Source organism: Sphingobacterium thalpophilum (assembly GCF_038396785.1).
In the GTDB taxonomy this organism is placed as follows: Bacteria; Bacteroidota; Bacteroidia; order Sphingobacteriales; family Sphingobacteriaceae; genus Sphingobacterium; species Sphingobacterium thalpophilum_A.
On record NZ_CP151087.1, the window covers coordinates 87453 to 110443 of the forward strand.

Genomic DNA, 22991 nt, shown 5'->3' on the forward strand with positions numbered 1-22991 from the left:
GATGGAAGAGACAAACAGCACAGGTTTTAAGCCCAAAAAAAGTGTAGCACTCTCTGGTGTAGCAGCTGGTAATACGGCTTTGAGCACTGTCGGAAAAAGTGGTAATGATCTGCATTATAGGGGTTATGATATTTTAGATCTGGCGCATCAGGCAAGTTTTGAAGAGGTCGCTTATTTACTTATTTATGGAAGTCTACCAACACAGGCCCAGCTCGTCACTTATCAAAGTCAGCTGATCAGTCAACGTGGTCTGCCTATTACTGTTCAACAGGTCCTCAAGCAGTTGCCATCGACGGCACATGCCATGGATGTTTTACGGACTTATGTTTCTTTTTTCGGCAGTGTTTCGCCCGAGAAAGACAGTCATCCCATTGCTGGTGCCCGTGACATTGCAACTCGCCTGATGGCTTCGATGGCCTCAGCACTCTTGTACTGGTATCATTTTAGTCAGCATGGACGTGAGGTGCAGGTAGAGACATCAGATGCAACGTTGGGCGGGCATTTTTTGCATCTGCTACACGGAAAATCGCCGTCGTCTTCTTGGGTAAGAGCGATGCAGATTTCACTCAATTTATATGCCGAACATGAGTTTAATGCATCTACATTTACAGCTCGGGTAATTGCCGGTACAGGATCAGATATGTATTCCTGCATCGCTGGCGCAATAGGTGCGCTACGTGGACCTAAGCATGGCGGAGCTAATGAGGTCGCTTTCGAAATTCAGAGTCGTTATGCAAATGCTGATGAGGCGGAAGCGGATATCCGGAAGCGATTGGCAAACAAAGAAGTCATTATTGGTTTTGGCCATCCTGTATACACAATCTCGGATCCAAGAAATCAAGTGATAAAACAAGTGGCAAAAGAGCTGTCGGAAGAAGCGGGCGACATGACGCTCTACCTGATCGCTGAGCGGTTAGAAAAAGTCATGTGGGAAGAAAAGAAAATGTTTCCGAACCTGGACTGGTATTCTGCGGTGTCCTATCATATTATGGGCATTCCAACGGAGATGTTTACGCCATTATTTGTTCTCTCGCGTATTACTGGCTGGTCAGCGCATGTTTTCGAACAGCGTCAAGATGGAAAAATTATCCGGCCGAGTGCAAACTATGTTGGTCCCGATGACAGACCGTTTGTACCGCTTTCCGAACGGTAAATTCGGGTCGGGAAAAGGCGTTAAAAGGTGCTTTTTGAACAGGGGGCTCTGAGGAAGAATTTAGCGCAGGAAAAAACGAATTATATTAATAAATAGAACGAGAGTCTTATACGAAATACACGAATGAGTTCAGCAATATCAAATGAAAGACCACAACCAGATCAGGTTTTAGTGGACATTGTGGACTATGTCCTAAATTATAAAATTGAGGAAAAAGTCGCTTGGAATACGGCCTTTTACTGTTTTCTTGACACCATTGGCTGCGGCTTGGAAGCATTGACCTATCCTGCCTGCACCAAATTGTTGGGGCCAGTTGTGGCCGGGACCATTGTGCCGAACGGTGCTCGGGTGCCGGGTACAGATTTTCAATTGGATCCCGTTCAGGCAGCATTCAATATCGGCACGATTGTTCGATGGTTGGATTTTAATGATACCTGGCTGGCAGCAGAATGGGGACATCCATCCGATAATCTAGGGGGAATTTTAGCAGTGGCAGATTGGTTGAGCCGAACGAATATTGCGAACGGGCAAAAACCGCTGAAAGCTAGGACGGTTCTTGAGGCAATGATTATGGCCCATGAGATACAAGGTGTCTTAGCACTTGAAAACTCGTTTAATAAAGTGGGGCTAGACCATGTTATTTTGGTGAAGGTAGCTTCAACAGCGGTCGTAGGTAGGCTCATTGGCCTCACAAGAGAAGAGCTGCTCAACGCGGTTTCTTTGGCTTTTGTTGATGGACAAGCCTTACGGACTTATCGGCATGCGCCAAATACTGGTAGCCGAAAATCATGGGCAGCCGGCGATGCAACTTCGCGTGCTGTCCGATTGGCCTTGATCGCAAAAACTGGAGAAATGGGCTATCCATCTGTTTTGACAGCACCAATATGGGGATTTTATGATGTGTCTTTTAAGGGGAATCCATTTAAGTTTCAGCGGAGATATGGATCTTATGTGATGGAAAATATTCTCTTCAAAATTTCATTTCCCGCAGAATTCCATGCACAGACAGCTGCCGAAGCGGCAATGCAGCTCAATCAACAACTGAAAGAATTTGGAAAAAGCAGTTCAGATATCGCCCGTGTAACCATTCGTACACATGAAGCTGCTATCCGGATTATTGATAAAAAGGGGCCTTTGCATAATCCTGCCGACCGCGATCATTGTATCCAATATATGGTTGCTGTGCCTCTAATCTTTGGACGTTTGACGGCTGATGACTATGAAAATCATATCGCTTCGGATCCAAGAATTGATATACTGCGCGATAAGATCTCCTGCGTGGAAGATGCTCAATTCACCGCTGATTATCACGATCCACAAAAGCGGGCGATATCAAATGCTTTGACCATTGAATTGACTGATGGGACCTTATTGCCTGAGGTAGTTGTCGAATACCCAATAGGTCATCCAAGAAGGAGGGCAGAAGGAATACCTAAGTTAATTGAAAAATACAAAACAAATCTTGCTCGGGTATTTTCTGAAAAACAGCAAAAGGAAATACTTGCAGCTACCTTGGACTACGATACTTTCCTCGAACAGGATGTTTCGCGTCTCATGGATTTGTTTGTGCGCTAATGATATAGCTAGGGCGACTCAGCCTATTTGTCGCCCTAGCTTTTGTTTAGTACTTTATAACATCATTACGCAATTATATAGAATATTTAGTTTTAAAGATGTAATCCTTTGTTTGGTAGTTTTTTAACCCTTTAATGGTTATCTGTTAGGGTAGCATTTAATAGGTGCTAGACAACTTCTTCAGTTGAGCACAGGTCGGTTTTAAGACCAGTTTGAGTCGAAACCATTATAAAATCTGAAATCTTTATCTGCCAGCTCTCTTAAAGATGCTGGAATATCCCATTGTTCACCGTAGGGCTGAAATAGTTGACATTCCGAAACGAATAGAGGAAGTGTTGTGAGATCGATGTGACCGAATACCCCCCCTGTATGGCTTGCATAACCAACCCCTAAGATGGAACCAATATCGCCATCGATGGGTTGATGAAGTACACCTTCTGCGAGGCATCGGTAACTATCCAATGCCATAACATGCAATAAACGCTTACGGATAATTGTAGCCGTTATATTTTCCTTTACAGATGCAATTATAGGGTTTTTCCAAATTTTCTTCTTTTTGGTTTCAGTGTCATAATCGTAGAATCCGGCGCCTGATTTTTTTCCTTTTCTTCCTTGATCCACCATACCTTTGAGGTAATTGTATGCGCGCTTTTGGCTGGCATGTAGTTGTGGAAGTTGATCATATACATGGAGCATTAGCTCCAAGGAGATTTCGTCTAATACCGCTAAGGGACCTACGGCAAAACCTGCAGCTATCGCTTCCTCTTCAATAAGAGTTGGAGAGATTCCTTCCAATACCATTGTAATACCCTCCAGTAAATAGTTGAAGAAAATACGCGAGGTGAAAAAACCTGGAGCGTCTTGTACGACTATCGGAATTTTATTGAGGCGTAAAGCTGTGGCGAGTGCTTTCTCCAACGTTTTTTGCGCGGTTAGTTTACCACAGATGATTTCGACAAGGGGCATGCGGTCAACAGGAGAAAAGAAATGCATGCCGATAAAACTCTTAGGTTCGGTGCTTGCTTTCGCAAGCTCCGTAATGGGCAATGATGTCGTATTTGTCGCGAAGAACCCATTTTCACTTAAATAGGGTAAGCTTTCTTGTGTGACATTAGCTTTTAGGTGGAAATCTTCAAATACAGCTTCAATAATACAGTCAGATCCATTCAGATCACTGACTTGTTCCGTTGGTTTTATGCGTGCAAGCAATTGCTCCCCTTGGGATGCGGTCATGGCCCCTAAAGCCAGTGATTTTTCACAAACCTGCTTAGCATAAGCTTTGCCGCGTTGGGCTTGGGAAATTGTAACGTCTTTTAAAGCAACTTCTATTCCCGCCCGGGCCGCCTCATAAGCAATCCCCGAACCCATCATTCCGGCACCCAGAATGCCTATTTTTTTTAGGCTATAATCCTCAAAATGGCTTATACTTTTGGGTGATTTCGCCAATTGGACACCATAATGAAGTGTACGGACCATGCTGAGTGGCTCGGGACGTTTTAATACGTGCAGGTACAAGTTTGCTTCCTGCTCGGCGGCCTCAAACGGTGTAGATAATTGTTTTTTTTGTAATAATTCAATAACTGCATTTGTACCGGGGTATAAGCCGCGTGCTTTTTTTTGGATAGCGAGAATTGCTTCAGGCCCCAGTTCGTCCATTTGTTTTGTGTGCTGGTTGGCATCAATGCTGGGAGGATGAAGAATCCAGTTTTTTGCTAAAGATAGGCAATCGTCCGGCTTCTGCGCCAATTCATTGATTAACCCAAGTTGATGTGCTTCTTTACTGCTCACAGGTTTGTTTTGTGTCAGCAGACTTAGGGCATTTTCAGTACCTATCAATGCTGGCAAATAGATCGTTGCACCAAAAGCCGTAAACAAACCATACCTACTTTCCGGAAAGCCAAACTGAAGTTTTTCGGAGGCGATACGATAATTAGACCATAGCATAGTCGCTAGGGCAATCGCAGTACAATTGTTAGTGAAAAGAGAGACAATTGGCTTTTTAAACGTTTCCCAACGCAAAACTTTTGATGTAAGCTCGAATAAGTCCGAAGGGCTCGAGCGGCTCGAAGAAAACTGCCTAAATAATTGCGCATACTCAATTTTTTCGTCTTGAATCGGGCAAGTGTATACGACGCCTACCGTATCTTCCCGTTCGAGAATGAACGTAACCAAATCGACAAATTGTGTGAGATAGCCTATCATATCCAACTGCTCTGGAGCTGCTGCCGATAGAGGTTGGATTGTAATGATATGATGATTATCCTGTTCTACACGAAAGAGAGGGTGTGTCCTATAAGATTTATTTTCATCCATTGTATTGGTCCTGATTTTTAAAAGCTTTCTATTGTTTGGACTTTCCGGATTGATAAGTCACATGATCTATTGTCATTTTCGCGATAATTTCGAGCATGATTTCTGAGGTTCCTCCGATAATGGTGCCGACACGGACATCGCGATATAAACGTGCGATTTTATAATCTTCTGTAAAGCCATAACCGCCAAATAATTGGAGACATTGGTTTACGACATTGACGGCGAGCTCACTTGCTTGTAGCTTCGCTATGGAACATTCTTGGACTGCATATTCGTTTTGGTCTTGGAGATCACAACAATGGTAGACAAAGGCTTTCGTGGTAGCAATATTGGCTGCCATTTGTGCGATCCGGTGCCGTATGGTTTGAAATTCCTGGATCTTTTTTCCAAAGGCTTCGCGTTGTGCGATATAATCAAGCGTATACTGAAATGCGGATTCTGCGGTAGCGAGACTATGAACAGCTGCGGTAAGCCTTTCCAACTGAAGTCCATCCATTAAATAGCGAAATCCTTCTCCGGCAATGCCAACAAGGTGAGAAATAGGGACTCGCACATTATTAAAACCTAGTTCGGCAGTGTCCGAGGCGTGCCAACCTAATTTATTGATTTTGTTTGAAGAGACTCCGCTTGCATTTCTGTCAATAATTAACAAGCTTATTCCTTTTGTTCCTTGGTCAGGAGCCGTTTTGACTGCTGTAATGAAAAAATCACCGTAGTAACCGTTGGTAATAAATGTTTTAGATCCGTTGACAATATAAAAATCTCCGTCGCGGACAGCTGTTGTTTTGATCTGCTTTACGTCAGAACCAGCCCCAGGTTCAGTAATAGCAACAGCGCTGATCATATCACCAGCAATAACCGGTTTAAGATAGCGTGCTTTCAGATCTTCTGATCCATATTTCAGTAGGTATGGAGCCGACATAAACTGAATGACAAGCGCGGAAATGGTAAATCCGCCAGAAAAACAATACGATAATTCTTCGCAGAGTATCAAGGAATAATAAAAATCGAGTTCTAGTCCGCCATACACTTCTGGATAATTGAGACCCATAAATCCCATATCACCCATTTTCTTCCACACTTTCCGGTCGATCTCCCCCTGTTTTTCCCAATCATCGATGTAAGGTGTAATCTCTTTTCGAATAAATGCGCGAAGTGTATCGCGAAAAATCTGATGTTCAGCTGTAAACCGGATTGTCTGCATAATCGTTTATCTTGCTTCTGGTTATCTTATGTAAGGGGGCCTCTTGAATGCCCGTCCATTAGGATGTTATCTAAACGAATTTAACGAAAAGGCTTGGCTTTTTGCAAATTTTTATTCTTTATTTTTCGTTTAATAGTTTAAGTAGGGAAGTTTTTGGGTTGTTTTTTTTCTATTTATTCTGTTTTTATAAAAAAAATAAAACCGACTTGTTGTGGGGTATCTGTTATATTTTTTATCTTTAAGATGAGGAAGGGCTGTTGCGGATACGCTTAGGATAGGCCTCCTAATTTTAGCAAAACAATTATAAATTTTTATATCATGTCAAAAAGCGTATTTATCGTTGCAGCGAAACGTACACCAATTGGAAGCTTTGGTGGAGCGCTATCGTCAATTTCAGCCACGAAGCTCGCAGCCCGGGTTGTCCGAGCGGTTGTTGATGAAGCTGGAATTGCCAGTGATTTAGTCGACGAGATTATTATGGGGGCTGTTTTGCAAGCTGATTTAGGACAAGCACCGGCTCGACAGGTTGCTCGTTTCGCCGGTTTATCAGATCATACAACTGCAACAACCATCAATAAGGTATGTGCAAGTGGCATGAAAGCCATAGCGGTTGCTGCGCAGAGTATTCTATTGGGAGATGCGGATGTTGTGATTGCAGGGGGGATGGAAAGCATGAGCAGGGTACCTTACTATGCAGATGCTATGCGCTGGGGTGCTAAGTTTGGTGCTCAAAGCCTGAGTGATGGCTTGCAACGCGATGGCTTGAGTGATGCTTATTCAAATGATGCCATGGGAGTCTTCGCGGAACTATGCGCCGAAAAATATCATATTGGTCGTGAAGAACAGGATAATTATGCAATAAGTTCCTATAAAAGAAGTCTCGATGCTTGGCAAAAAAATAAGTTTTTGAGCGAAGTCCAACCTATAACGGTACAGAGTCGAAAAGGAGAGGTGCTTGTTTCGCGGGATGAAGAGTTTTCTCAGGTTAATTTTGACAAGATACCTGAGCTTAAACCCGCTTTCAAAAAAGAGGGGACTGTAACTGCAGCGAACGCATCGACGATAAGTGATGGAGCTGCTGCGGTACTGCTCATGTCTGGTGAAAAATTGGAAGAACTGGGACTTGTCCCCTTAGCCGAGATTATTGCTTATGCTGATGCTGAACAAGTGCCAGAATGGTTTACGACAACGCCTAGTATTGCCACAAATAAAGTATTAAAAAAAGCAGGCCTTACCATTGATGATATTGATTATTTCGAATTTAATGAAGCCTTTTCTGTTGTCGCTTTGGCAAATGCACAAATTTTAGGCTTACCCTTGAACAAAGTAAACGTTTATGGGGGGGCGGTATCTTTAGGGCATCCATTGGGAAGTTCGGGAGCTAGAATTGTGGTAACACTTAGTAGTATCTTAAGACAGGAAGGGGGATCATTAGGACTGGCTGCGATATGTAATGGTGGCGGTGGTGCCTCTGCAATGATTATTAAAAAGATTTGATGCTTCTTCCAGATAAGATTGCTTTAATTTTATCTGGAAGAAGCTCACGCTTATTGAATTCGGGTGTTTTTAACCACATAGCTTCCTGGAAACTTATTTTATTTGCTATACAGGGTCGTACTTCTACTCCTCATATAGACGGCTTGCCTCGACTCCATGGAGCGCCAGTTCTGATTCGATTTCCGTTGGGTTGAGTCGAATGCCTTCTATGGTTAACAGATTATAAATAGAATCCAAGTCGATCTTCCATTCGTGGATGCCATTCAGTTTTTCAACAGCTTGTTTGATTTTGTCTACAAGACTGGGATGTTGTGCATTAGTTTCGAAAATGAGCTTTTCCATAGTGTTTCATATTAGGCCTGATTAAAAATCAGGCGGGTTTAACCAAAATAGCGTAGACAATCATTTGATCGGCTAATTACAATAGTCTCAATATAAGGATAATAATCTTAAATTAATGCTTTGAAATGACTAAATTGTAATGAAACTGTTAATTTTTGTAATAAATATATGGAAATTTTATAGTCGTTAGATTGCCTTTAAAACACCGGATTTTATTTTATTGTAATCGAACAAGTCTATATGTGGATTTCGGATTTTCTAATACGACGTTTTCATTGGTATAGAAATTTTAAGTAAGTTTGAAATGAACATGACGACTGAGACCTCGAATATAATCATCCTGTTATTGCTGGCAATTGTTGCTTTAATATCGGGTTTGTACCTCTTGTTAAGACAAAAATATAGGAAACTTGAGGTAGAAAATAAACGACAAAAGGAGCTTTTTAATCGTATGGACAATCAGAAGATTGACGATTTCCATCGGGCCCAATTAAATCCCCACTTGCTTAAAAATTCATTGAACGGAATACTTTCACATGCCTATCAGACCTATTATACCATGGACAAGTTGGCCATGGTATTGGACTACGTTTTGTATGAAAGTGAAGATGAACTCGTTTCACCTAAAGCAGAGATTGATTTTGCGCGTAATCTCATTGAGATTAATAGGGTAAAACTGAGTCCCTTATTTGATATACGCGTTAAGTTTGATATTGATGAACTAAATAGTTCCTTGTTGAATACACCTTCATTGGTTCCTTTGATTTCTGTGGATTTAATTGAAAACGCATTTAAAAATGCAGATTTCCATGGACCTGATTCTTTTATTTCTATCATGCTGACCTTTAAGAATGGTTTGCTGGAGCTCATTGTGAGCAATCGAATTTCAAAACGTTCGCCCCTACAAAAGGCCAAAAGTGGAATAGGCAGCAAAACGTTGGAAGAACGGCTCATGTTGTACTATCCAGGTAGACATCACCTGCGCAGGTTTGTAGAGAATGATGTATATAGTGCCCACCTTCAAATCAGATTGTATGCGGATTGAAAGAAGTTTGAAATGTGTTCTTCTGGATGATGAAATACCAAGCTTGAGGTTCTTGAAAATGCTCTGTGAGCAAATTCCAGGGGTAGAGGTGGTGAAAACCTTTAATGAACCAGCAACATTGTTGAGAGAATACCGTTCACTAAGTTTTGATTTTTGTATTCTGGATATTGAAATGCCGGAATTTAATGGATTTGATGTAGCCAGAGAACTCAAGGGTTTTCCGATTGTGTTTTCTACCGCATATAAACAATATGCGAGCGATGCTTTTGATATTAATGCTGTAGATTACATGCGTAAACCAATATCTCTGCAACGTCTTCAGCAGGCCATTATGAAAGTAGGACAAATAATCAATAATAAAGCTGAAATTGTCTCGTTTGCACAGTTTAATACGAATAAAGGAAAAACGGTATTGTATTTCGATCAGATTAACTATGTTCAAATAGCTGAAGTAGACAGCCGTGATAAAACAGTTTATTTGGCTGATGGTTCGTTCATTTTGTTGAAAAATATAAGCTTCGATAAGTTGATGGAGATTTTGCCTGAACATGACTTTATACGCATCAATAAAAAAGAGATCATTGCAACCAAGATCGTTAAATTTTTCTCCGCTGATCAAATAACAAGCAACTTGTTTGACGAACAAGATATGCCTCTTTTGTTTAATTTGGGGGAATCGTACAAGAAAATGTTTTTCGAGAAATTCAGTTGATTACATTTTTTTTTTGTTTCATTACATATTTCCTTCCACCTAGCAGCTGAAAAGCACTAAAACTCTTACAGAATTATATTTTTGTTGAGACTGTATTTTATCCCTCCTTGTTTAGAGAATATTGGTTGGGACTTAGTATGCTATTGTCATTATATTTATTTTAATTGCTATTGAAGATGAGGAAATATAGGAATACAATTTTCTATGTAGTTTTAGTTGGTACATTACTTGGGGTGATGTATTGGATGATTCATTTGGGGGCACAGCTAGAGGCTCCAGAGCTACTGCGTGGGGAGAAAACAAGTCAAGGTGCCTGGAAGGATTTTACATCAACTTTATTCAATAGTCTGCAGCATCCGCTAGCGATATTATTGGCTCAAATCGTGACGATCATTATCGCGGCACGTATTATGGGCTGGATTTGCATTAAGATTAAGCAGCCTGTGGTAATCGGAGAGATGCTCGCAGGTATCATATTGGGACCATCATTGCTGGGGCTCTATTTTCCTGAATTTTCGCATACACTTTTTCCTGTAGAATCGCTCAGTAATTTGCAGTTTTTGAGTCAAATTGGGCTAATCTTATTTATGTTTATCATTGGAATGGAGCTGGATCTGAATGTGCTGCGAAATAAAGCGCATGATGCTGTTGTCATTTCTCATGCAAGCATTGTGATCCCATTTACGTTGGGAATTTCATTGGCTTATTTTTTATACCTATTCCATCCACCTACAAATGTAGAGTTTCTATCCTATAGCTTGTTTATTGGTATTTCCATGAGTATCACAGCATTTCCTGTCCTTGCCAGAATTATACAAGAAAGAGGATTGCAAAAAAGTAAGCTAGGTGCAATGGCGATTACCTGCGCGGCTGCAGACGACATTACGGCTTGGTGTATACTCGCTGTCGTAATTGCAATCGTCAAAGCCGGTGATTTCGCTAGTGCGTTGTATACAATAGGGCTTGCTGTTGCTTATGTGCTCATTATGATTAAGATCGTGCGCCCATTTTTGATGCGCGTAGGAGAGGTGAAAGGTAGTAAGGAAGCTTTGAGTAAACCTGTTGTTGCTATTTTCTTTATTGTGCTGTTATTGTCTGCTTATGCAACCGAAGTAATCGGTATCCATGCACTTTTTGGTGCATTTATGGCGGGAGCAATCATGCCCGAAGGAAGTCGATTCCGAACAGCATTCATCGAAAAAATCGAAGATGTCTCTACTTTGTTATTGTTGCCTTTATTTTTTGTCTATACTGGACTGCGTACGCAGATCGGTCTACTTAATGATCCTCAGTTATGGATGATTACCATTGGTATTATTTTGGTCGCGGTTATTGGGAAATTTGCAGGTAGTACGTTGGCGGCGCGTTTTGTCGGTCAAAGCTGGAAAGATAGTTTGAATATCGGCGCGTTAATGAATACGCGGGGTTTGATGGAACTTATCGTCCTCAATATTGGATACGATCTTGGCGTTTTAAGTGCTGAATTATTTTCGATGATGGTCGTTATGGCCTTAGTGACCACCTTTATGACAGGGCCATCCTTAGATCTTATCAATTTTCTCTATCGACCAAAGAAGAGTTTATTGCAGGAAGATATCCAGGATAAATCGAAATTTAAGATTCTATTGTCTTTTGCGAAAAGTAATACTGGGATTTCGCTACTGTATCTAGCTGATGCTTTAACGTTGAAATCGAAAAAGAATGCTGAAATTACTGCATTACATATTGAACCTTCAAACGAATTACATCATTATGAGGTGGAAACCCAGGAACTGGATAGTTTTCGTGAAATCAAGCAGGTCGCTCAGCAACTCGAACAGCCTATTCAGACAGTATTTAAAATTTCTAGTGATATCGATAGTGAGATTGTTCAAACTTCCAATGAACGCGATCAGGATTTATTACTTTTGGGTGTCAGCGAATCCATCTATGAGGGGAGTTTATTGGGGCGATTTTTAGATTTTACTACGCGGATTGTAAATCCTGAAAAGTTATTCCATACGGTTACAAATGCCGAGTCTCCCTTTACGACATTTGATAGAAATCAGCAGATCAACGCCAAAGTGAATGCAATGGTAGGCATTTTAATTGATAAAGACTTTGTGAAGGCGAAGCGAGTGATCGTTCCTGTTGTTTTGAAAAATGATGAATTTCTATGTGAAATCATACAGCGCCTTATTCAGCATTCGGATGCTCAGATCATCGTATGGGATCTGAATCAAGTGCTGAAAACCAATGAAAGCTTCAAGGAGAAATTGAGGCAATTGGAACAACTTGTTCCCAACCATCTCACAATAACGGAAAAAGAGTTAAACAGTGATACCTGGCGGGACCATGACTTAATGTTGATCAGCCTGCCCAGCTGGAACAAAATTGTCAATAAAAAAGTACATTGGCTTCCTTTTACGCCATCCACACTGTTGATGGCGGATCGCAAACCATAAATAAAACGTAAAAAGCCCCTAGGGGCTTTTACTTAAGGTGTTATCAAGATCTATTTATTGATCTTTTCTATCTTGATTTTTAGTCCGATCAATTTTTCGATATCAGCCAAATACGGTCTTTCTTCTACATCGCAAAAAGAGATGGCTTTTCCTTCCTGACCAGCTCTTCCTGTTCTACCAATGCGATGAACATAGGTTTCCGGTACATTTGGGAGATCATAATTAATCACAAGCGGTAGTTGTTCGATATCGATTCCTCTTGCTGCAATATCGGTAGCGATCAAAATTTTAAGATGACTGTCCTTAAATTCACCTAAAGCTTTTTGTCTTGCATTTTGCGATTTATTTCCGTGAATGGCCGCTGCTCTTAAGCCATTTTTCGCAAGCAACTTGACGATTTTATCCGCTCCGTGTTTTGTTCGGGAGAATACAATGGTGCGCTCATGCTTCAGCTTTTTTAATATGCTCGTCAATAATTTGATCTTCTCCTTCTTTTCAACAAAAAATACAGATTGATTTACTTTCTCGGCTGTTGAGCTTACCGGGGTGACGTCAACTTCAATAGGCTTGTGTAATATGCCATGCGCGAATTTACGGATATTAGGAGGCATTGTCGCCGAGAAAAACAATGTTTGTCGCTTTGAAGGAACCTTGGCGAGGATCTTCTTGATGTCATGAATAAAGCCCATGTCCAGCATGTTGTCCGCCTCGTCTAATATCAAGATCTCGATTTTATCTAGAGAAACTATCTTTTGATTCATTAAATCCAGTAAGCGGCCTGGGGTAGCAACAAGAATATCAATACCTTTTTTAATTTCTTTAACTTGCTTTTCTTGGCTTACTCCACCAAAAATAGTGCAATAGTTTAGTTTTAGATATTTTCGGTATAAGTTGATATTGTCTCCAATTTGAATGGCTAGTTCACGTGTTGGTGTAAGAATCAAAGCTCTAATGGGAACGAGTTTACCTGATGTCTTAGTTTCTTCAAGACGTTGTAAAAGCGGAAGTGCAAAAGCGGCCGTTTTACCGGTTCCCGTTTGTGCACAGCCAATAAGATCGTTTCCTTGCAATACAATTGGAATGGCTTTTTGTTGAATTGCAGTAGGGTGTGTATAGCCTGTTTCTGTTATTGCTTTTAAAAGCGGAGCGATTAAACTGAGTTGTTTAAATTCCATAAATAGTATGTTCGAATTTGTCTTAAATAAAACCTTTGAGAATCCTTTTTATGCTTTTTATTTGAAAACTAAAAGTCTTCAACGGAAAAGTAAAAGATTGCTAAAAAATTGTAAAGGAAGAATAGGAAAAAGAAATGGGATAAGTCATTAAGAATTACCCCATTAACAAGAAAGTGTATTTTTTGGATTACGCCAATTTTACATTTGTAGCGCTGATCCCCTTTGGAGTTCTTTCTACATCATAAGTAACAACGTCGCCTTCAGATACTTGGTTTTTAAGCGCAGAAACGTGTACGAAAACATCTGCACTACCATCCTCTGGTGTAATAAAACCAAAACCTTTAGTTTCATTGAAAAATTTAATTTTACCTGTATTCATTATTTTTAATTAAGTGCGGCAAGGTAGGCATAATAAATGATTAATCTTTTATTTTTTTTAATGAATTATAAAATGGGTTGTGTAACTGAGCGTTTTTTTGAACGAGATGTTGATTGAAACAGCGTTAGAAGGAGGAATTTATCGAACAAAAATGTATAATAAAACACGATCTCGCCAACCAATGTAACATGGTCAACTCATGATGCTGTTGTTAATGGTATTATTAATTATTTAGATAAATATTTTTTCTGAATGTTTGTTCTTAGTGAAATTAGTAGTAACTTCAACCGCCCCTCCCAAGGGCATGTTTTTCATAGGTAGATGTATGGTCGAGTGATTCTAACTCGACCATTTTTTGATAGGGGTACGCTAGGTTTGTCTATATATATTTTACAATGCTTTTTGCGAGCACCTAGATTCATTTTTGTATTTTCATCGAAGCAATTTGTTTTTAATAATAAAGAAAGCATTCTTATTTAGGGCATTCATCTAAGCATATGTATTCTGTTCGTTTTGACAATTTAGATGATATCCAGTAAAAACAAAACTTAAACCAATATCCAATGAATAGAAAAGATTTTATCAAAACGTCCACTGTTTTAGCTGCATCGTCATTTTTCTTAAATGCTAAAGGTTCAAACTTTTTAGATCGATCCATCCGGGTTGGATTAATTGGTGTAAATGGTATGGGCTGGTCTGATTTGAATGCATTGTTAAAGAATGATGGCTTGGTGTGTACTGCTCTTTGTGATGTGGATGAAAATATTCTTAAAAAGAGAGCTGAAGAACTTCAAAAAAGAAATATACAGGTCGAAACGTTTGTAGATTATAAGAAGATGCTCAATAGCTCGATTGTAGACGCGGTCATCATTGCCACACCCGATCATTGGCATTGCCTGCAAATGGTAGATGCCGTAAATGCTGGAAAGCATGTATATGTCGAAAAGCCCATTGGTAACTCCATTGTTGAATGTCAATTAATGGTTCAGGCAGCAAAAAAGAATAATGCTATTGTTCAAGTCGGGCAATGGCAAAGAAGTCAGCAACATTTTAAGGACGCCATTGATTTTGTTCATTCCGGTAAATTGGGCAAAATAAGATTGGTAAAAGCTTGGTCTTATCAAGGGTGGAAAAGTGCTATTCCCATCGTGCCCGATGAACCGGTTCCCGCAGGTGTACATTATACGGAATGGCTAGGTCCGGCACAAAAAAGACCATTTAATTCGAATCGATTCCATTTTAATTTTCGATGGTTTTGGGACTATGCCGGAGGTTTGATGACAGATTGGGGCGTGCATATGTTGGATTATGCGTTACTTGGGATGAAGGTTTCCGATCCAAAATCCATTATGGCCTCTGGAGGTAAGTTTGCATTCCCGGACGATGCAGGCCAAACGCCTGATACGATGACTGCTGTGTATGAGTTTGATGGCTTCAATATCCAATGGGAACATGCCAAGGGGATCGATCTCGGTCCTTATAACCGCAATCACGGTGTCGCATTTATTGGTAACAATGGTACGCTGGTCTTGAACAGGTCGGGCTGGGAGGTTATTCCAGAAAAAGGGAGGATGGAAGCGGTCACTATCCAACCTTCTTTAGATAATGGACTGGACAAACATATGGAAAATTTTGTAGCAGCAATTCGCCAACGTAATCCAGAAGTACTGCATGCACCAATTGAAGTGGGGGCGCATATTGCCATCTTTTCCCAGCTCGGAAATATTGCATTCAGGACCGGACAAAAACTCTACTGGGATAAAGATAAACAGCATTTCACCGATCAGAAAGCAAATAAATACTTAGCTTCGGTTTATCATAACGGCTATAAATACCCAAAAGTATAATGCCTTAAAATTGGTTGTTGATTAATCATTATAATCAACAACCAATGGATCACTGTTTACCAATGGATTATTTCTATATTCCTTGAAGAACGAATTCGTTTGCGAGATTGATCTCTTCGCGATTGATGGTGTGTCCCGCGTCTTGATATACCATGAGCTTTACATTGGCATTCATTTGTGCTAAGATGGATACCGTAGCTTCAACCCGCTCAAGAGGAACATGGAAATCGGGATCGCTCGTGCCAATAAAAATAGGCGTTTGTGCAAAGTCCCCCGTGTAATTATCCCTGTTAATTTCTTCACCGATTACCCCGCCTATAATTGCTATAGCCCCACCATAGCGCTGCGCATGCCGTGCAAGGTATTCTAGTGTTAAACAGGCACCCTGAGAAAATCCAAAAAAATAGATGTTTTCGGCGAGTATCCCACTCTTTAAAGCTAGTTTAACCGTATGATCGATCAGATCAATTGCGGAACTCAACCAGGGTTCGTTCTCTTGTACGGGAGCAATAAAAGAATAGGGATACCAAGTGTGATTTTCTGCCTGCGGTTCAAGTAGTGCAAAATTATCGACATGAAGATAGGATGACATGCCAAGGATGTCTTCTGCACTCCCCCCACGACCATGGATCATCACAATGGCTTTTTCTGCCTGTTCTAAATTTTTACCAGCTGTTTTAATATTTATTGAATGACTCATTTTATCCTTTCATGTAGGGTAGTTTATACCGTTTTTTTAAACCAAACGTCTTGATATAGTTCTGGATGACGATGAAACTGCGCATTTACATAAGGACATAATGGAACAATTTTCATGTTGTTTTCGCGCGCATGAGCTACTAATTTCTCGAGCAGTATTTTTGCAAATCCTCTTCCCTCATAGGCTTCGTCCACCTCTGTATGGTAAACAACGAGATTACCGTCAATGATAGCGATACTCATTAAACCTGCTTTGCGTTCATCGGAGAATAATTGAAGCTCTCCACGTTGATTTTTGTCTAATACAATTTCAGTTCTTTCCATAACTTCCTCGTTTGTATAATGATGTTTATATATTTTAATTAATCGATTTTTGGCAATGTCTGTTCAATCTGCGAACGGTAGCTTTCATATTGCTTTGGCAATTTGAGTGCAGATCCTAAGCTGGATAGCGGTTCGTCTACCGTAAATCCGGGATTGTCCGTGGCGATTTCAAATAAGACACCACCAGGTTCACGAAAATAGAGTGAGAAAAAGTAATCTCGATCTATTTTTGGTGTGATATCTAACCCTGCTGAAAGTACCTTTTCACGATACTCCATCAAAACATTGTCGTCCTTTACCCGAAATGCGACATGATGATTTGTACCGGCTGCATTTTTGCCGTATGGCAGATTTTTATCCGCTATTATGTCAACAATGTTAGCCGTATCAATGCTATCCGTTGTTAACCTATAACGATTATCATGCTGTTGTTGGAGCGAATAACCCAAAATATCGGTCAATACTTTTAGCGTCGGATCTGCTTCTTTTAAAGAAAGCGTGATATTATGGAAGCCTTTTAGTGCATGTTCGCTATTGATGTCAGTCGTTGTCCATGCTTTTCTATCATCTTTTGTTTCAATAAACTGAAGCTGCAATCCATCGGGATCATTAAATGAAATTAGCTTCTCTCCAAAAATTTCACTTTCCTGTAAACTAATCTGATGTTCCACTAAGCGATTTTTCCAAAAATCCAAACTCCCTTGAGGTACGGCATAGCCAATATGAGTCGCCATTCCTGCTCCTGCGGTACCTTTTCCGATACCCTCCCATGGGAAAAAAGTGAGGATCGTTCCTGGTTCGCCCTGTTCATTGCCGAAGTAGAAGTGGTATGTGCCGGGGTCGTCGAAATTAACTGTTTTTTTGACAAGGCGTACACCCAGTACTTTCGTGTAAAAATCGAGATTTCGCTTTGCGTTGTCTGCTATCGCAGTAATGTGGTGTAACCCTAATATTTTATTTTCCATATCTGATAATTTTATTTTCTTAACTAATGTAAAGTTACGCCGACCAACAGGGAATTTTATTGAACTAGATTAATAAAAGCTATAATTGACATTTTTGTTTTTTAGGGAATAGTGATTTTCGAAAATATATAAAAAAACACCTGAAGTTGGGGACTTCAGGTGTTTAACCTAACCAATTATTAACCTAAATTTATGAAATGTATATTTCTGAATATTATACTACAACATCAATTCCAATTATCATGCCACTATTTAATAGTGTAAATGAACTCAGATAAAAGCCTTATATATGGTATAATTTAGGTAAATTGGATTGTACTAATATGAGGTGGGAATCGAAGACTTCAATTAAAAATAGATTAAAAGATGAAAAATAGAACAATAGTTAAGGTCATGACTTTCTCTGTTTTATTGCTAACGCTGGGCTGTCAGCAGCCACAGACAAATGAATCAAAGGAGGCTGCACAAAAACAACTTGACGAAAACAAAGAGAATAAAAGAATCGTTTTAGATTTTTATCAGCAAATGTTTGGTGATAAGGATGTTTCTGCAGTTGATAAGTACATTTCTCCCGGATATATCCAACATAATCCCTCTGTTGCGGATGGAGCAGCAGCATTTAAGCTCGCTGCGGCGAAATGGTTTGAAGGGCAGCCTAAAACGAAGATTGATGTGCAACACATTGCTTCGGATGGAGATTTGGTCTTCATACACCTAAAGAATAAGAATCCAGATGGTAGTCTTAAATCGACTATTGATATCTTCAGGCTAGAAAAAGGTAAAATTGTGGAGCATTGGGATGCACAGCAAGATGTGCCTAAAAATGAAGCAAACGCACATCCTATGTTTTAAGGATAGTAAAAAATTACATTTCCTTTTTCCGTTGCGTTTTAGTCCCTCTTAATTGTTCGGGAAGCTGTCAGGTATGGTAAATTATATATACATTTAGACCTAAATCATTTTTCTGAGCAAACCATTAATTTTAATCATGAAAAGAGTCTTCGGCCTAAGTTGTTTTTATCTGTTGTTTTCTGCATGTAGTGTTCATTATAGTCCCAAAGATCATCCTTATGTATATGTGCAAAAGAAAGATCGAGAGATTAAGGAATGGAAGCTGGTATGGGAAGAGCACTTTAATTCCCCTAAGCTAGACAGTAGTAAATGGTCCCGGATTCCAGCAGGCGGAGCCGACTGGAATCGACACATGAGTACAGATGACGCCTGTTTTGGATGGGAAAATGGAGAGTTGATTCTTAAAGGAATTAAAAATACAGACAAAAATAGAGATTCAAGACCATTTTTGACAGGTGGGATATGGAGTAAGGGAAAGTTTGCTTTTCAGTACGGACGCATAGAAATCCGAGCTAAACTTGGAAGTGCAAAAGGGGCATGGCCTGCCATGTGGATGCTGGCGGAGTTAGATAAGTATGGGAAGTATCCAAGAAATGGTGAAATTGATATTATGGAACATCTTAATTTTGATCATATCATTTACCAGACAACACATTCATACTATACCTTAGATTTGGGGCAAAAGGAGAATCCCAAACATTTTGGTACCGCTTCGATCAAATCAGAATAGTACAATACATATGGTATAAGCTGGTATCCCGATCGTATCGTATTTCAGTTGAATGGTGTTGACACTTTTACTTATCCAAGAGTTAATGGGGTAGATCCTTCTCAGTGGCCTTATGATCAGCCTTTTTATCTATTGATTGATCAACAGTTGGGCGGGAGCTGGGTTGGTGAGGTAAATCAAGACCAACTGCCTGTTGAGATGCGTGTTGACTGGGTTAAAGTTTACCAATAGTGCTTACCAATTCTGAGAGGGATAAGAGACGAAAAAAATCGCCTATTGATGAACTGCAGTTTTCTGATAACAGTTAAATATCCTAATTTTAGAGGTGACCTATGATTAGGTGACAAAAACTTAATATACACGACATAGGAAAAATGTTTACTTTTGGCCAAATTATGGAAGATAATACGATATTCAAGATTAGCAATAAGATTAAGGAAATTCGAAAAGAAAAAGGAATTACCATACAGGAAGTTGCTGATAGAGCGGGGGTAAGCAAGGGACTTATTTCGCAGATTGAAAATAACAGAACAATACCCTCCCTACTGGTATTGATTAATATCATCAATGCACTGAATATTGATCTTAATGAGTTTTTTAAAGATTTTAATTCTGAATTGGATTCAGGCCCCGTGGTCGTTCGGAAAAAAGATACTTATAGTCCGTTTGAAAAAGAGTCGGCTATTGGTTTCCATTATAAAAGGATTTTTACATCTGCGATGGATAGTTCGACCATGGACATTGTTCTTTTGGAGTTGCTTCCGGATGCACAGCGACCAATGGTTGAGACCGAAGCTTATGAATATAAATATATCATTAGCGGGCAGGTTGAGTACATTTTCAATGATCAAAAAATTAGCTTAGAAGAGGGCGATTCGATCTTTTTTAATGGCCGATTGTCACATACACCGCGTAATGTTGGAAGTGAAAAGGCCGTCATGCTAATTGTATACTTTTTTGAAAATAAGAAATAGAGGATAACATGTTAATTGTCAGGGCATCATTGAATCATTCAGTGATGCTTTTTTTATTTTATACTTTTCGTATCGCAAAGGGATGCTTATATTTGTTTATAAATACTTAACAAAAGTTTAGTCTTTTGTTAGTTTCCAAAATTTACTTTTGATTGCGGACAATGAGGTCTGTTAACAAGTTTAAATGATGGAGTTAAACCAACGAATAAAAAGAAGCATAAATAGACTGGATGAGAAATCTGTGGCTATTGTTCTGGCTGTTACAGCATTTTTATGTTATACGAGTATGTATTCATTTAGAAAGTCATTTACGGCATCTGCTTTTGCAAATGATACTATTTTTGGTGTCGATTATAAAGTCTGTATGGTGGTCATTCAAATGCTGGGGTATTTGTTGTCCAAGTTTTATGGCATTAAATTTATCTCTGAAAGTAAACAGCGTAGTAGAGGGCGGTATTTGATCGGTTTGATTTGTATTTCATGGATAGGTCTTTTGGTATTTGCAGTTTGTCCGAGACCTTGGAATGTTGTCTTTCTTTTTATCAATGGTTTTCCATTGGGAATGGTTTGGGGTTTGGTATTTAGTTATTTAGAAGGAAGGCGGTTTACAGAGATTATGGGGGCAGTGATGTCTGTGAGCTTGATTTTCGCGTCAGGACTGATAAAAACGGTTGGACGGTGGTTGATGTCTTCTTTTCATGTTAACGAGTTTTGGATGCCATTTTTGACGGGTTTACTGTTTTTTCTGCCCTTTGTTTTGTGTGTATGGATATTGGAAAATGCTCTAGGGCCAACAGAAGAGGATAAGAAGCTACGGACGGAACGCATTGCGATGGATAGTAAAATGCGAAAACACTTTTTTAAAACCTTTATGCCGGGTATCGTTTTGACTATTATCGTTTACACCATGCTTACTATTTTACGTGATGTACGCGATAATTTTGAGGTTGAAATCTGGCAGATGTTACATGTGAAAGGGGCGGGCATTTTTGCAAAAGTTGATGAGACTATCTCCTTGATTGTACTGCTGCTGGTAAGTTGTCTAATCATGGTTAAAAATAATCTTAAAGCATTTAAGTTGATCCACTATATGATCATTATAGGTTTTCTGACTGCAGGTATTTCTACCTATTTGTTTACGAAACAATGGATTGACGGTTTAAGTTGGATGTTGCTCGTCGGTTTGGGCTTGTATGTGGCATACATCCCTTACAATGCGATATTTTTTGAGCGAATGATCGCAACATATCGTATGAAAAGTAACATCGGTTTTGTTATGTATATGGCTGACTCTATCGGTTATTTGGGTAGTTTTCTGATATTGGTAAACAAAGAATTTATGCCAAATTCTGTTACTTGGGGAAATTACTTTATTCAATTGGTCTTTTTAGCCTCTATTATCGGAGCTATTTTGGGTATCTTCTCTCTACTCTATTTTATTCGAAAAAAAGAACAGATGAAAGGAAGTGATGGTGAGTTGTTGGCCCCTTGGCATACCACAAAAGGAGAAGTGCAAATTAGTTAACTATACTTTTTTATGATATTCTATTTATAAAGATGAAAACAAATACATATGATTTAATTATTGTTGGGGGGGGGATTTTAGGGACCTTTCATGCCTATCATGCGTTACAAATGGGATTAAGCGTGCTCCAACTCGAAAAAGATAATTTCCCCGTGGGATCTACTGTTCGTAATTTCGGACAGGTAGTGCCATCGGGGATGGCAGGCGAATGGTTTGATTATGGTGTGCGAGGACTTGAAATATATCAGTCTATTCAGAAAGAGATGGATATATCTGTTAGAAATAACGGCAGCATCTATATTGCTTCGGATAGTGATGAAGTTCAGGTGCTTCACGAGCTATCTAAGCACTATGAGGGAAAAGGATATGATCATGAACTTTGTTCAAAGGAACAGGTTTTATTGAAATATCCCGTAATGAATGCTGATTATGTTAAAGAAGCTATCTTTTTTCCGCAGGAACTCAGTGTAGAACCCGAGTCAATGATTAGACAACTGCATATTTATATGCAAAATAAGTTTGTGGACTATACGTTGAAATACGATACGACAATTGTGGCCTGCGAGGATAAAAATGATGCTGTTGTTGTCACAAGCAGCACGCTAGAAAACTTTGAAGGGAAGAAATTGCTTATCTGCAATGGATACGAGTTTAAAATTTTATATCGTTCCTTGTTTGATAATAGCGGGCTTGAAATTAGCAAGTTGCAAATGATGCGTACAAAGCCTTTGGCTCATATACATCTTCCGGGGAATATCTTAACTGGGTTGACCATTCGTCGATACGAGAGTTTTGAAGAATATTGTCCATCGTTTCAGACAATTCCAATGCCTTATCACTATCAGGAGCTGCGCAATTATGGAATTCATATCCTATTTAAACAGGCCACGGATGGTAGTATTATTATCGGTGATTCGCATGAATATGCAGCGGGCAACAGACTGGATGAACTGGGCTTCTCAGTAAGCTCCTATATCAATGAATTAATGATTGCGGAAGCCAACCGTATCATGCCAATGGAGCGTACCTGGATTTCATCTTCTTGGGCAGGTTATTATTCGCAGCACAAAGATCATATTCTTGAAATCGACGTTAGCCCAAGAATACATGTCAGAACCGGCATTGGAGGGAAGGGAATGACAGCAAGTGCTGGCTATGCCGAACAGAGTATTGGAAAACTTTTTTAATTTAAACATATTGAAGAGCCCCGCCATCACATCTAGCGGGGCTCTTTCG

The 22991-nt window shown here is 39.6% G+C and carries 21 protein-coding genes; 13 read left to right on the top strand and 8 right to left on the bottom strand.

Annotated elements, in window-relative coordinates; translation table 11 throughout:
- Position 1: 1 nt before the first annotated feature.
- Complete coding sequence (gene prpC, locus AACH28_RS00365) at positions 2-1153, top strand: 2-methylcitrate synthase (RefSeq protein ID WP_201667913.1); 1152 nt, start codon at positions 2-4, stop codon at positions 1151-1153.
- A gap of 123 nt (positions 1154-1276) precedes the next feature.
- On the top strand, positions 1277-2728 hold the full coding sequence (locus AACH28_RS00370; RefSeq protein ID WP_341831901.1) for a bifunctional 2-methylcitrate dehydratase/aconitate hydratase: 1452 nt from the start codon (positions 1277-1279) through the stop codon (positions 2726-2728).
- Between the two features lie 201 nt (positions 2729-2929).
- Here AACH28_RS00370 and AACH28_RS00375 read toward each other — a convergent pair whose 3' ends face one another.
- Together AACH28_RS00375 and AACH28_RS00380 are read right to left on the bottom strand one after the other, a co-directional pair.
- On the bottom strand, positions 2930-5041 hold the full coding sequence (locus tag AACH28_RS00375) for a 3-hydroxyacyl-CoA dehydrogenase NAD-binding domain-containing protein (RefSeq protein WP_341831902.1): 2112 nt from the start codon (positions 5039-5041) through the stop codon (positions 2930-2932).
- 28 nt (positions 5042-5069) lie between these two features.
- Positions 5070-6245, bottom strand: coding sequence for an acyl-CoA dehydrogenase family protein (locus tag AACH28_RS00380; RefSeq protein ID WP_204991081.1), 1176 nt, complete (start codon positions 6243-6245; stop codon positions 5070-5072).
- A 318-nt stretch (positions 6246-6563) separates the two neighbouring features.
- Here AACH28_RS00380 and AACH28_RS00385 point away from each other — a divergent pair, with 318 nt between their 5' ends.
- Positions 6564-7742 carry a thiolase family protein gene (locus AACH28_RS00385; protein WP_341831903.1) on the top strand — a complete coding sequence of 393 codons (1179 nt, stop codon included), beginning with the start codon at positions 6564-6566 and terminating at the stop codon, positions 7740-7742.
- Positions 7743-7865: 123 nt separating this feature from the next.
- Here the strand turns inward: AACH28_RS00385 and AACH28_RS00390 are convergent, their stop codons facing one another.
- Positions 7866-8084: a hypothetical protein gene (locus AACH28_RS00390; RefSeq protein WP_046672939.1), complete on the bottom strand. Its 219-nt coding sequence runs from the start codon at positions 8082-8084 to the stop codon at positions 7866-7868.
- Between the two features lie 304 nt (positions 8085-8388).
- Between AACH28_RS00390 and AACH28_RS00395 the strand changes: the two genes are divergently transcribed.
- The 3 genes from AACH28_RS00395 (at position 8389) to AACH28_RS00405 (ending at position 12285) form a co-directional block, all read left to right on the top strand.
- Positions 8389-9129, top strand: coding sequence for a histidine kinase (locus AACH28_RS00395; RefSeq protein ID WP_341831904.1), 741 nt, complete (start codon positions 8389-8391; stop codon positions 9127-9129).
- Positions 9119-9841, top strand: a complete 723-nt coding sequence (locus AACH28_RS00400; protein WP_341831905.1) for a response regulator — start codon at positions 9119-9121, stop codon at positions 9839-9841. The genes AACH28_RS00395 and AACH28_RS00400 overlap by 11 nt, the downstream gene beginning before the upstream one ends.
- A gap of 176 nt (positions 9842-10017) precedes the next feature.
- Positions 10018-12285, top strand: a complete 2268-nt coding sequence (locus tag AACH28_RS00405; RefSeq protein ID WP_341831906.1) for a cation:proton antiporter — start codon at positions 10018-10020, stop codon at positions 12283-12285.
- 50 nt (positions 12286-12335) lie between these two features.
- Here the strand turns inward: AACH28_RS00405 and AACH28_RS00410 are convergent, their stop codons facing one another.
- A complete protein-coding gene (locus AACH28_RS00410) occupies positions 12336-13460 on the bottom strand; it encodes a DEAD/DEAH box helicase (RefSeq protein WP_088162020.1) in 1125 nt (374 codons plus the stop codon).
- Positions 13461-13647: 187 nt separating this feature from the next.
- Positions 13648-13839 carry a cold-shock protein gene (locus AACH28_RS00415; RefSeq protein WP_046672944.1) on the bottom strand — a complete coding sequence of 64 codons (192 nt, stop codon included), beginning with the start codon at positions 13837-13839 and terminating at the stop codon, positions 13648-13650.
- Between the two features lie 563 nt (positions 13840-14402).
- On the opposite strand from AACH28_RS00415, the gene AACH28_RS00420 reads away from it, so the two are divergent.
- Entirely contained in the window at positions 14403-15686 is a 1284-nt protein-coding gene (locus AACH28_RS00420) for a Gfo/Idh/MocA family oxidoreductase (RefSeq protein WP_341831907.1), read from the top strand.
- 73 nt (positions 15687-15759) lie between these two features.
- Here the strand turns inward: AACH28_RS00420 and AACH28_RS00425 are convergent, their stop codons facing one another.
- The 3 genes from AACH28_RS00425 to AACH28_RS00435 are packed head-to-tail and all read right to left on the bottom strand — an operon-like array spanning position 15760 to position 17674.
- On the bottom strand, positions 15760-16386 hold the full coding sequence (locus AACH28_RS00425) for a dienelactone hydrolase family protein (protein WP_341831908.1): 627 nt from the start codon (positions 16384-16386) through the stop codon (positions 15760-15762).
- A 23-nt stretch (positions 16387-16409) separates the two neighbouring features.
- A complete protein-coding gene (locus tag AACH28_RS00430; protein ID WP_336877058.1) occupies positions 16410-16766 on the bottom strand; it encodes a GNAT family N-acetyltransferase in 357 nt (118 codons plus the stop codon).
- The gene (locus AACH28_RS00435) at positions 16748-17674 is read right to left on the bottom strand and encodes a ring-cleaving dioxygenase (RefSeq protein ID WP_341831909.1); all 927 of its coding nucleotides are present in this window, start codon (positions 17672-17674) and stop codon (positions 16748-16750) included. The genes AACH28_RS00430 and AACH28_RS00435 overlap by 19 nt, the downstream gene beginning before the upstream one ends.
- A gap of 366 nt (positions 17675-18040) precedes the next feature.
- On the opposite strand from AACH28_RS00435, the gene AACH28_RS00440 reads away from it, so the two are divergent.
- The 6 genes from AACH28_RS00440 to AACH28_RS00460 all read left to right on the top strand — a co-directional run bounded on the left by AACH28_RS00440 (position 18041) and on the right by AACH28_RS00460 (position 22942).
- Positions 18041-18526: an ester cyclase gene (locus AACH28_RS00440; protein WP_341831910.1), complete on the top strand. Its 486-nt coding sequence runs from the start codon at positions 18041-18043 to the stop codon at positions 18524-18526.
- A gap of 136 nt (positions 18527-18662) precedes the next feature.
- Positions 18663-19256, top strand: coding sequence for a glycoside hydrolase family 16 protein (locus tag AACH28_RS25445; RefSeq protein ID WP_407073627.1), 594 nt, complete (start codon positions 18663-18665; stop codon positions 19254-19256).
- A gap of 48 nt (positions 19257-19304) precedes the next feature.
- Positions 19305-19487, top strand: a complete 183-nt coding sequence (locus AACH28_RS25450; protein ID WP_407073628.1) for a hypothetical protein — start codon at positions 19305-19307, stop codon at positions 19485-19487.
- A gap of 164 nt (positions 19488-19651) precedes the next feature.
- A complete protein-coding gene (locus tag AACH28_RS00450; protein WP_075994857.1) occupies positions 19652-20230 on the top strand; it encodes a helix-turn-helix domain-containing protein in 579 nt (192 codons plus the stop codon).
- A 184-nt stretch (positions 20231-20414) separates the two neighbouring features.
- Positions 20415-21755, top strand: coding sequence for a DUF5690 family protein (locus AACH28_RS00455; protein ID WP_341831911.1), 1341 nt, complete (start codon positions 20415-20417; stop codon positions 21753-21755).
- A gap of 32 nt (positions 21756-21787) precedes the next feature.
- Positions 21788-22942, top strand: coding sequence for a TIGR03364 family FAD-dependent oxidoreductase (locus AACH28_RS00460; protein ID WP_341831912.1), 1155 nt, complete (start codon positions 21788-21790; stop codon positions 22940-22942).
- Positions 22943-22991 lie beyond the last annotated feature (49 nt).

What these genes read in the sequence shown, in the direction of transcription:
- prpC (WP_201667913.1), top strand. Translation starts at nt 2, where the DNA reads ATGGAAGAGACAAACAGCACAGGTTTTAAGCCCAAAAAAAGTGTAGCA.
- AACH28_RS00370 (WP_341831901.1), top strand. Translation starts at nt 1,277, where the DNA reads ATGAGTTCAGCAATATCAAATGAAAGACCACAACCAGATCAGGTTTTA.
- AACH28_RS00375 (WP_341831902.1), bottom strand. Translation starts at nt 5,041, where the DNA reads ATGGATGAAAATAAATCTTATAGGACACACCCTCTCTTTCGTGTAGAA.
- AACH28_RS00380 (WP_204991081.1), bottom strand. Translation starts at nt 6,245, where the DNA reads ATGCAGACAATCCGGTTTACAGCTGAACATCAGATTTTTCGCGATACA.
- AACH28_RS00385 (WP_341831903.1), top strand. Translation starts at nt 6,564, where the DNA reads ATGTCAAAAAGCGTATTTATCGTTGCAGCGAAACGTACACCAATTGGA.
- AACH28_RS00390 (WP_046672939.1), bottom strand. Translation starts at nt 8,084, where the DNA reads ATGGAAAAGCTCATTTTCGAAACTAATGCACAACATCCCAGTCTTGTA.
- AACH28_RS00395 (WP_341831904.1), top strand. Translation starts at nt 8,389, where the DNA reads ATGAACATGACGACTGAGACCTCGAATATAATCATCCTGTTATTGCTG.
- AACH28_RS00400 (WP_341831905.1), top strand. Translation starts at nt 9,119, where the DNA reads ATGCGGATTGAAAGAAGTTTGAAATGTGTTCTTCTGGATGATGAAATA.
- AACH28_RS00405 (WP_341831906.1), top strand. Translation starts at nt 10,018, where the DNA reads ATGAGGAAATATAGGAATACAATTTTCTATGTAGTTTTAGTTGGTACA.
- AACH28_RS00410 (WP_088162020.1), bottom strand. Translation starts at nt 13,460, where the DNA reads ATGGAATTTAAACAACTCAGTTTAATCGCTCCGCTTTTAAAAGCAATA.
- AACH28_RS00415 (WP_046672944.1), bottom strand. Translation starts at nt 13,839, where the DNA reads ATGAATACAGGTAAAATTAAATTTTTCAATGAAACTAAAGGTTTTGGT.
- AACH28_RS00420 (WP_341831907.1), top strand. Translation starts at nt 14,403, where the DNA reads ATGAATAGAAAAGATTTTATCAAAACGTCCACTGTTTTAGCTGCATCG.
- AACH28_RS00425 (WP_341831908.1), bottom strand. Translation starts at nt 16,386, where the DNA reads ATGAGTCATTCAATAAATATTAAAACAGCTGGTAAAAATTTAGAACAG.
- AACH28_RS00435 (WP_341831909.1), bottom strand. Translation starts at nt 17,674, where the DNA reads ATGGAAAATAAAATATTAGGGTTACACCACATTACTGCGATAGCAGAC.
- AACH28_RS00440 (WP_341831910.1), top strand. Translation starts at nt 18,041, where the DNA reads ATGAAAAATAGAACAATAGTTAAGGTCATGACTTTCTCTGTTTTATTG.
- AACH28_RS25445 (WP_407073627.1), top strand. Translation starts at nt 18,663, where the DNA reads ATGAAAAGAGTCTTCGGCCTAAGTTGTTTTTATCTGTTGTTTTCTGCA.
- AACH28_RS00450 (WP_075994857.1), top strand. Translation starts at nt 19,652, where the DNA reads ATGGAAGATAATACGATATTCAAGATTAGCAATAAGATTAAGGAAATT.
- AACH28_RS00455 (WP_341831911.1), top strand. Translation starts at nt 20,415, where the DNA reads ATGATGGAGTTAAACCAACGAATAAAAAGAAGCATAAATAGACTGGAT.
- AACH28_RS00460 (WP_341831912.1), top strand. Translation starts at nt 21,788, where the DNA reads ATGAAAACAAATACATATGATTTAATTATTGTTGGGGGGGGGATTTTA.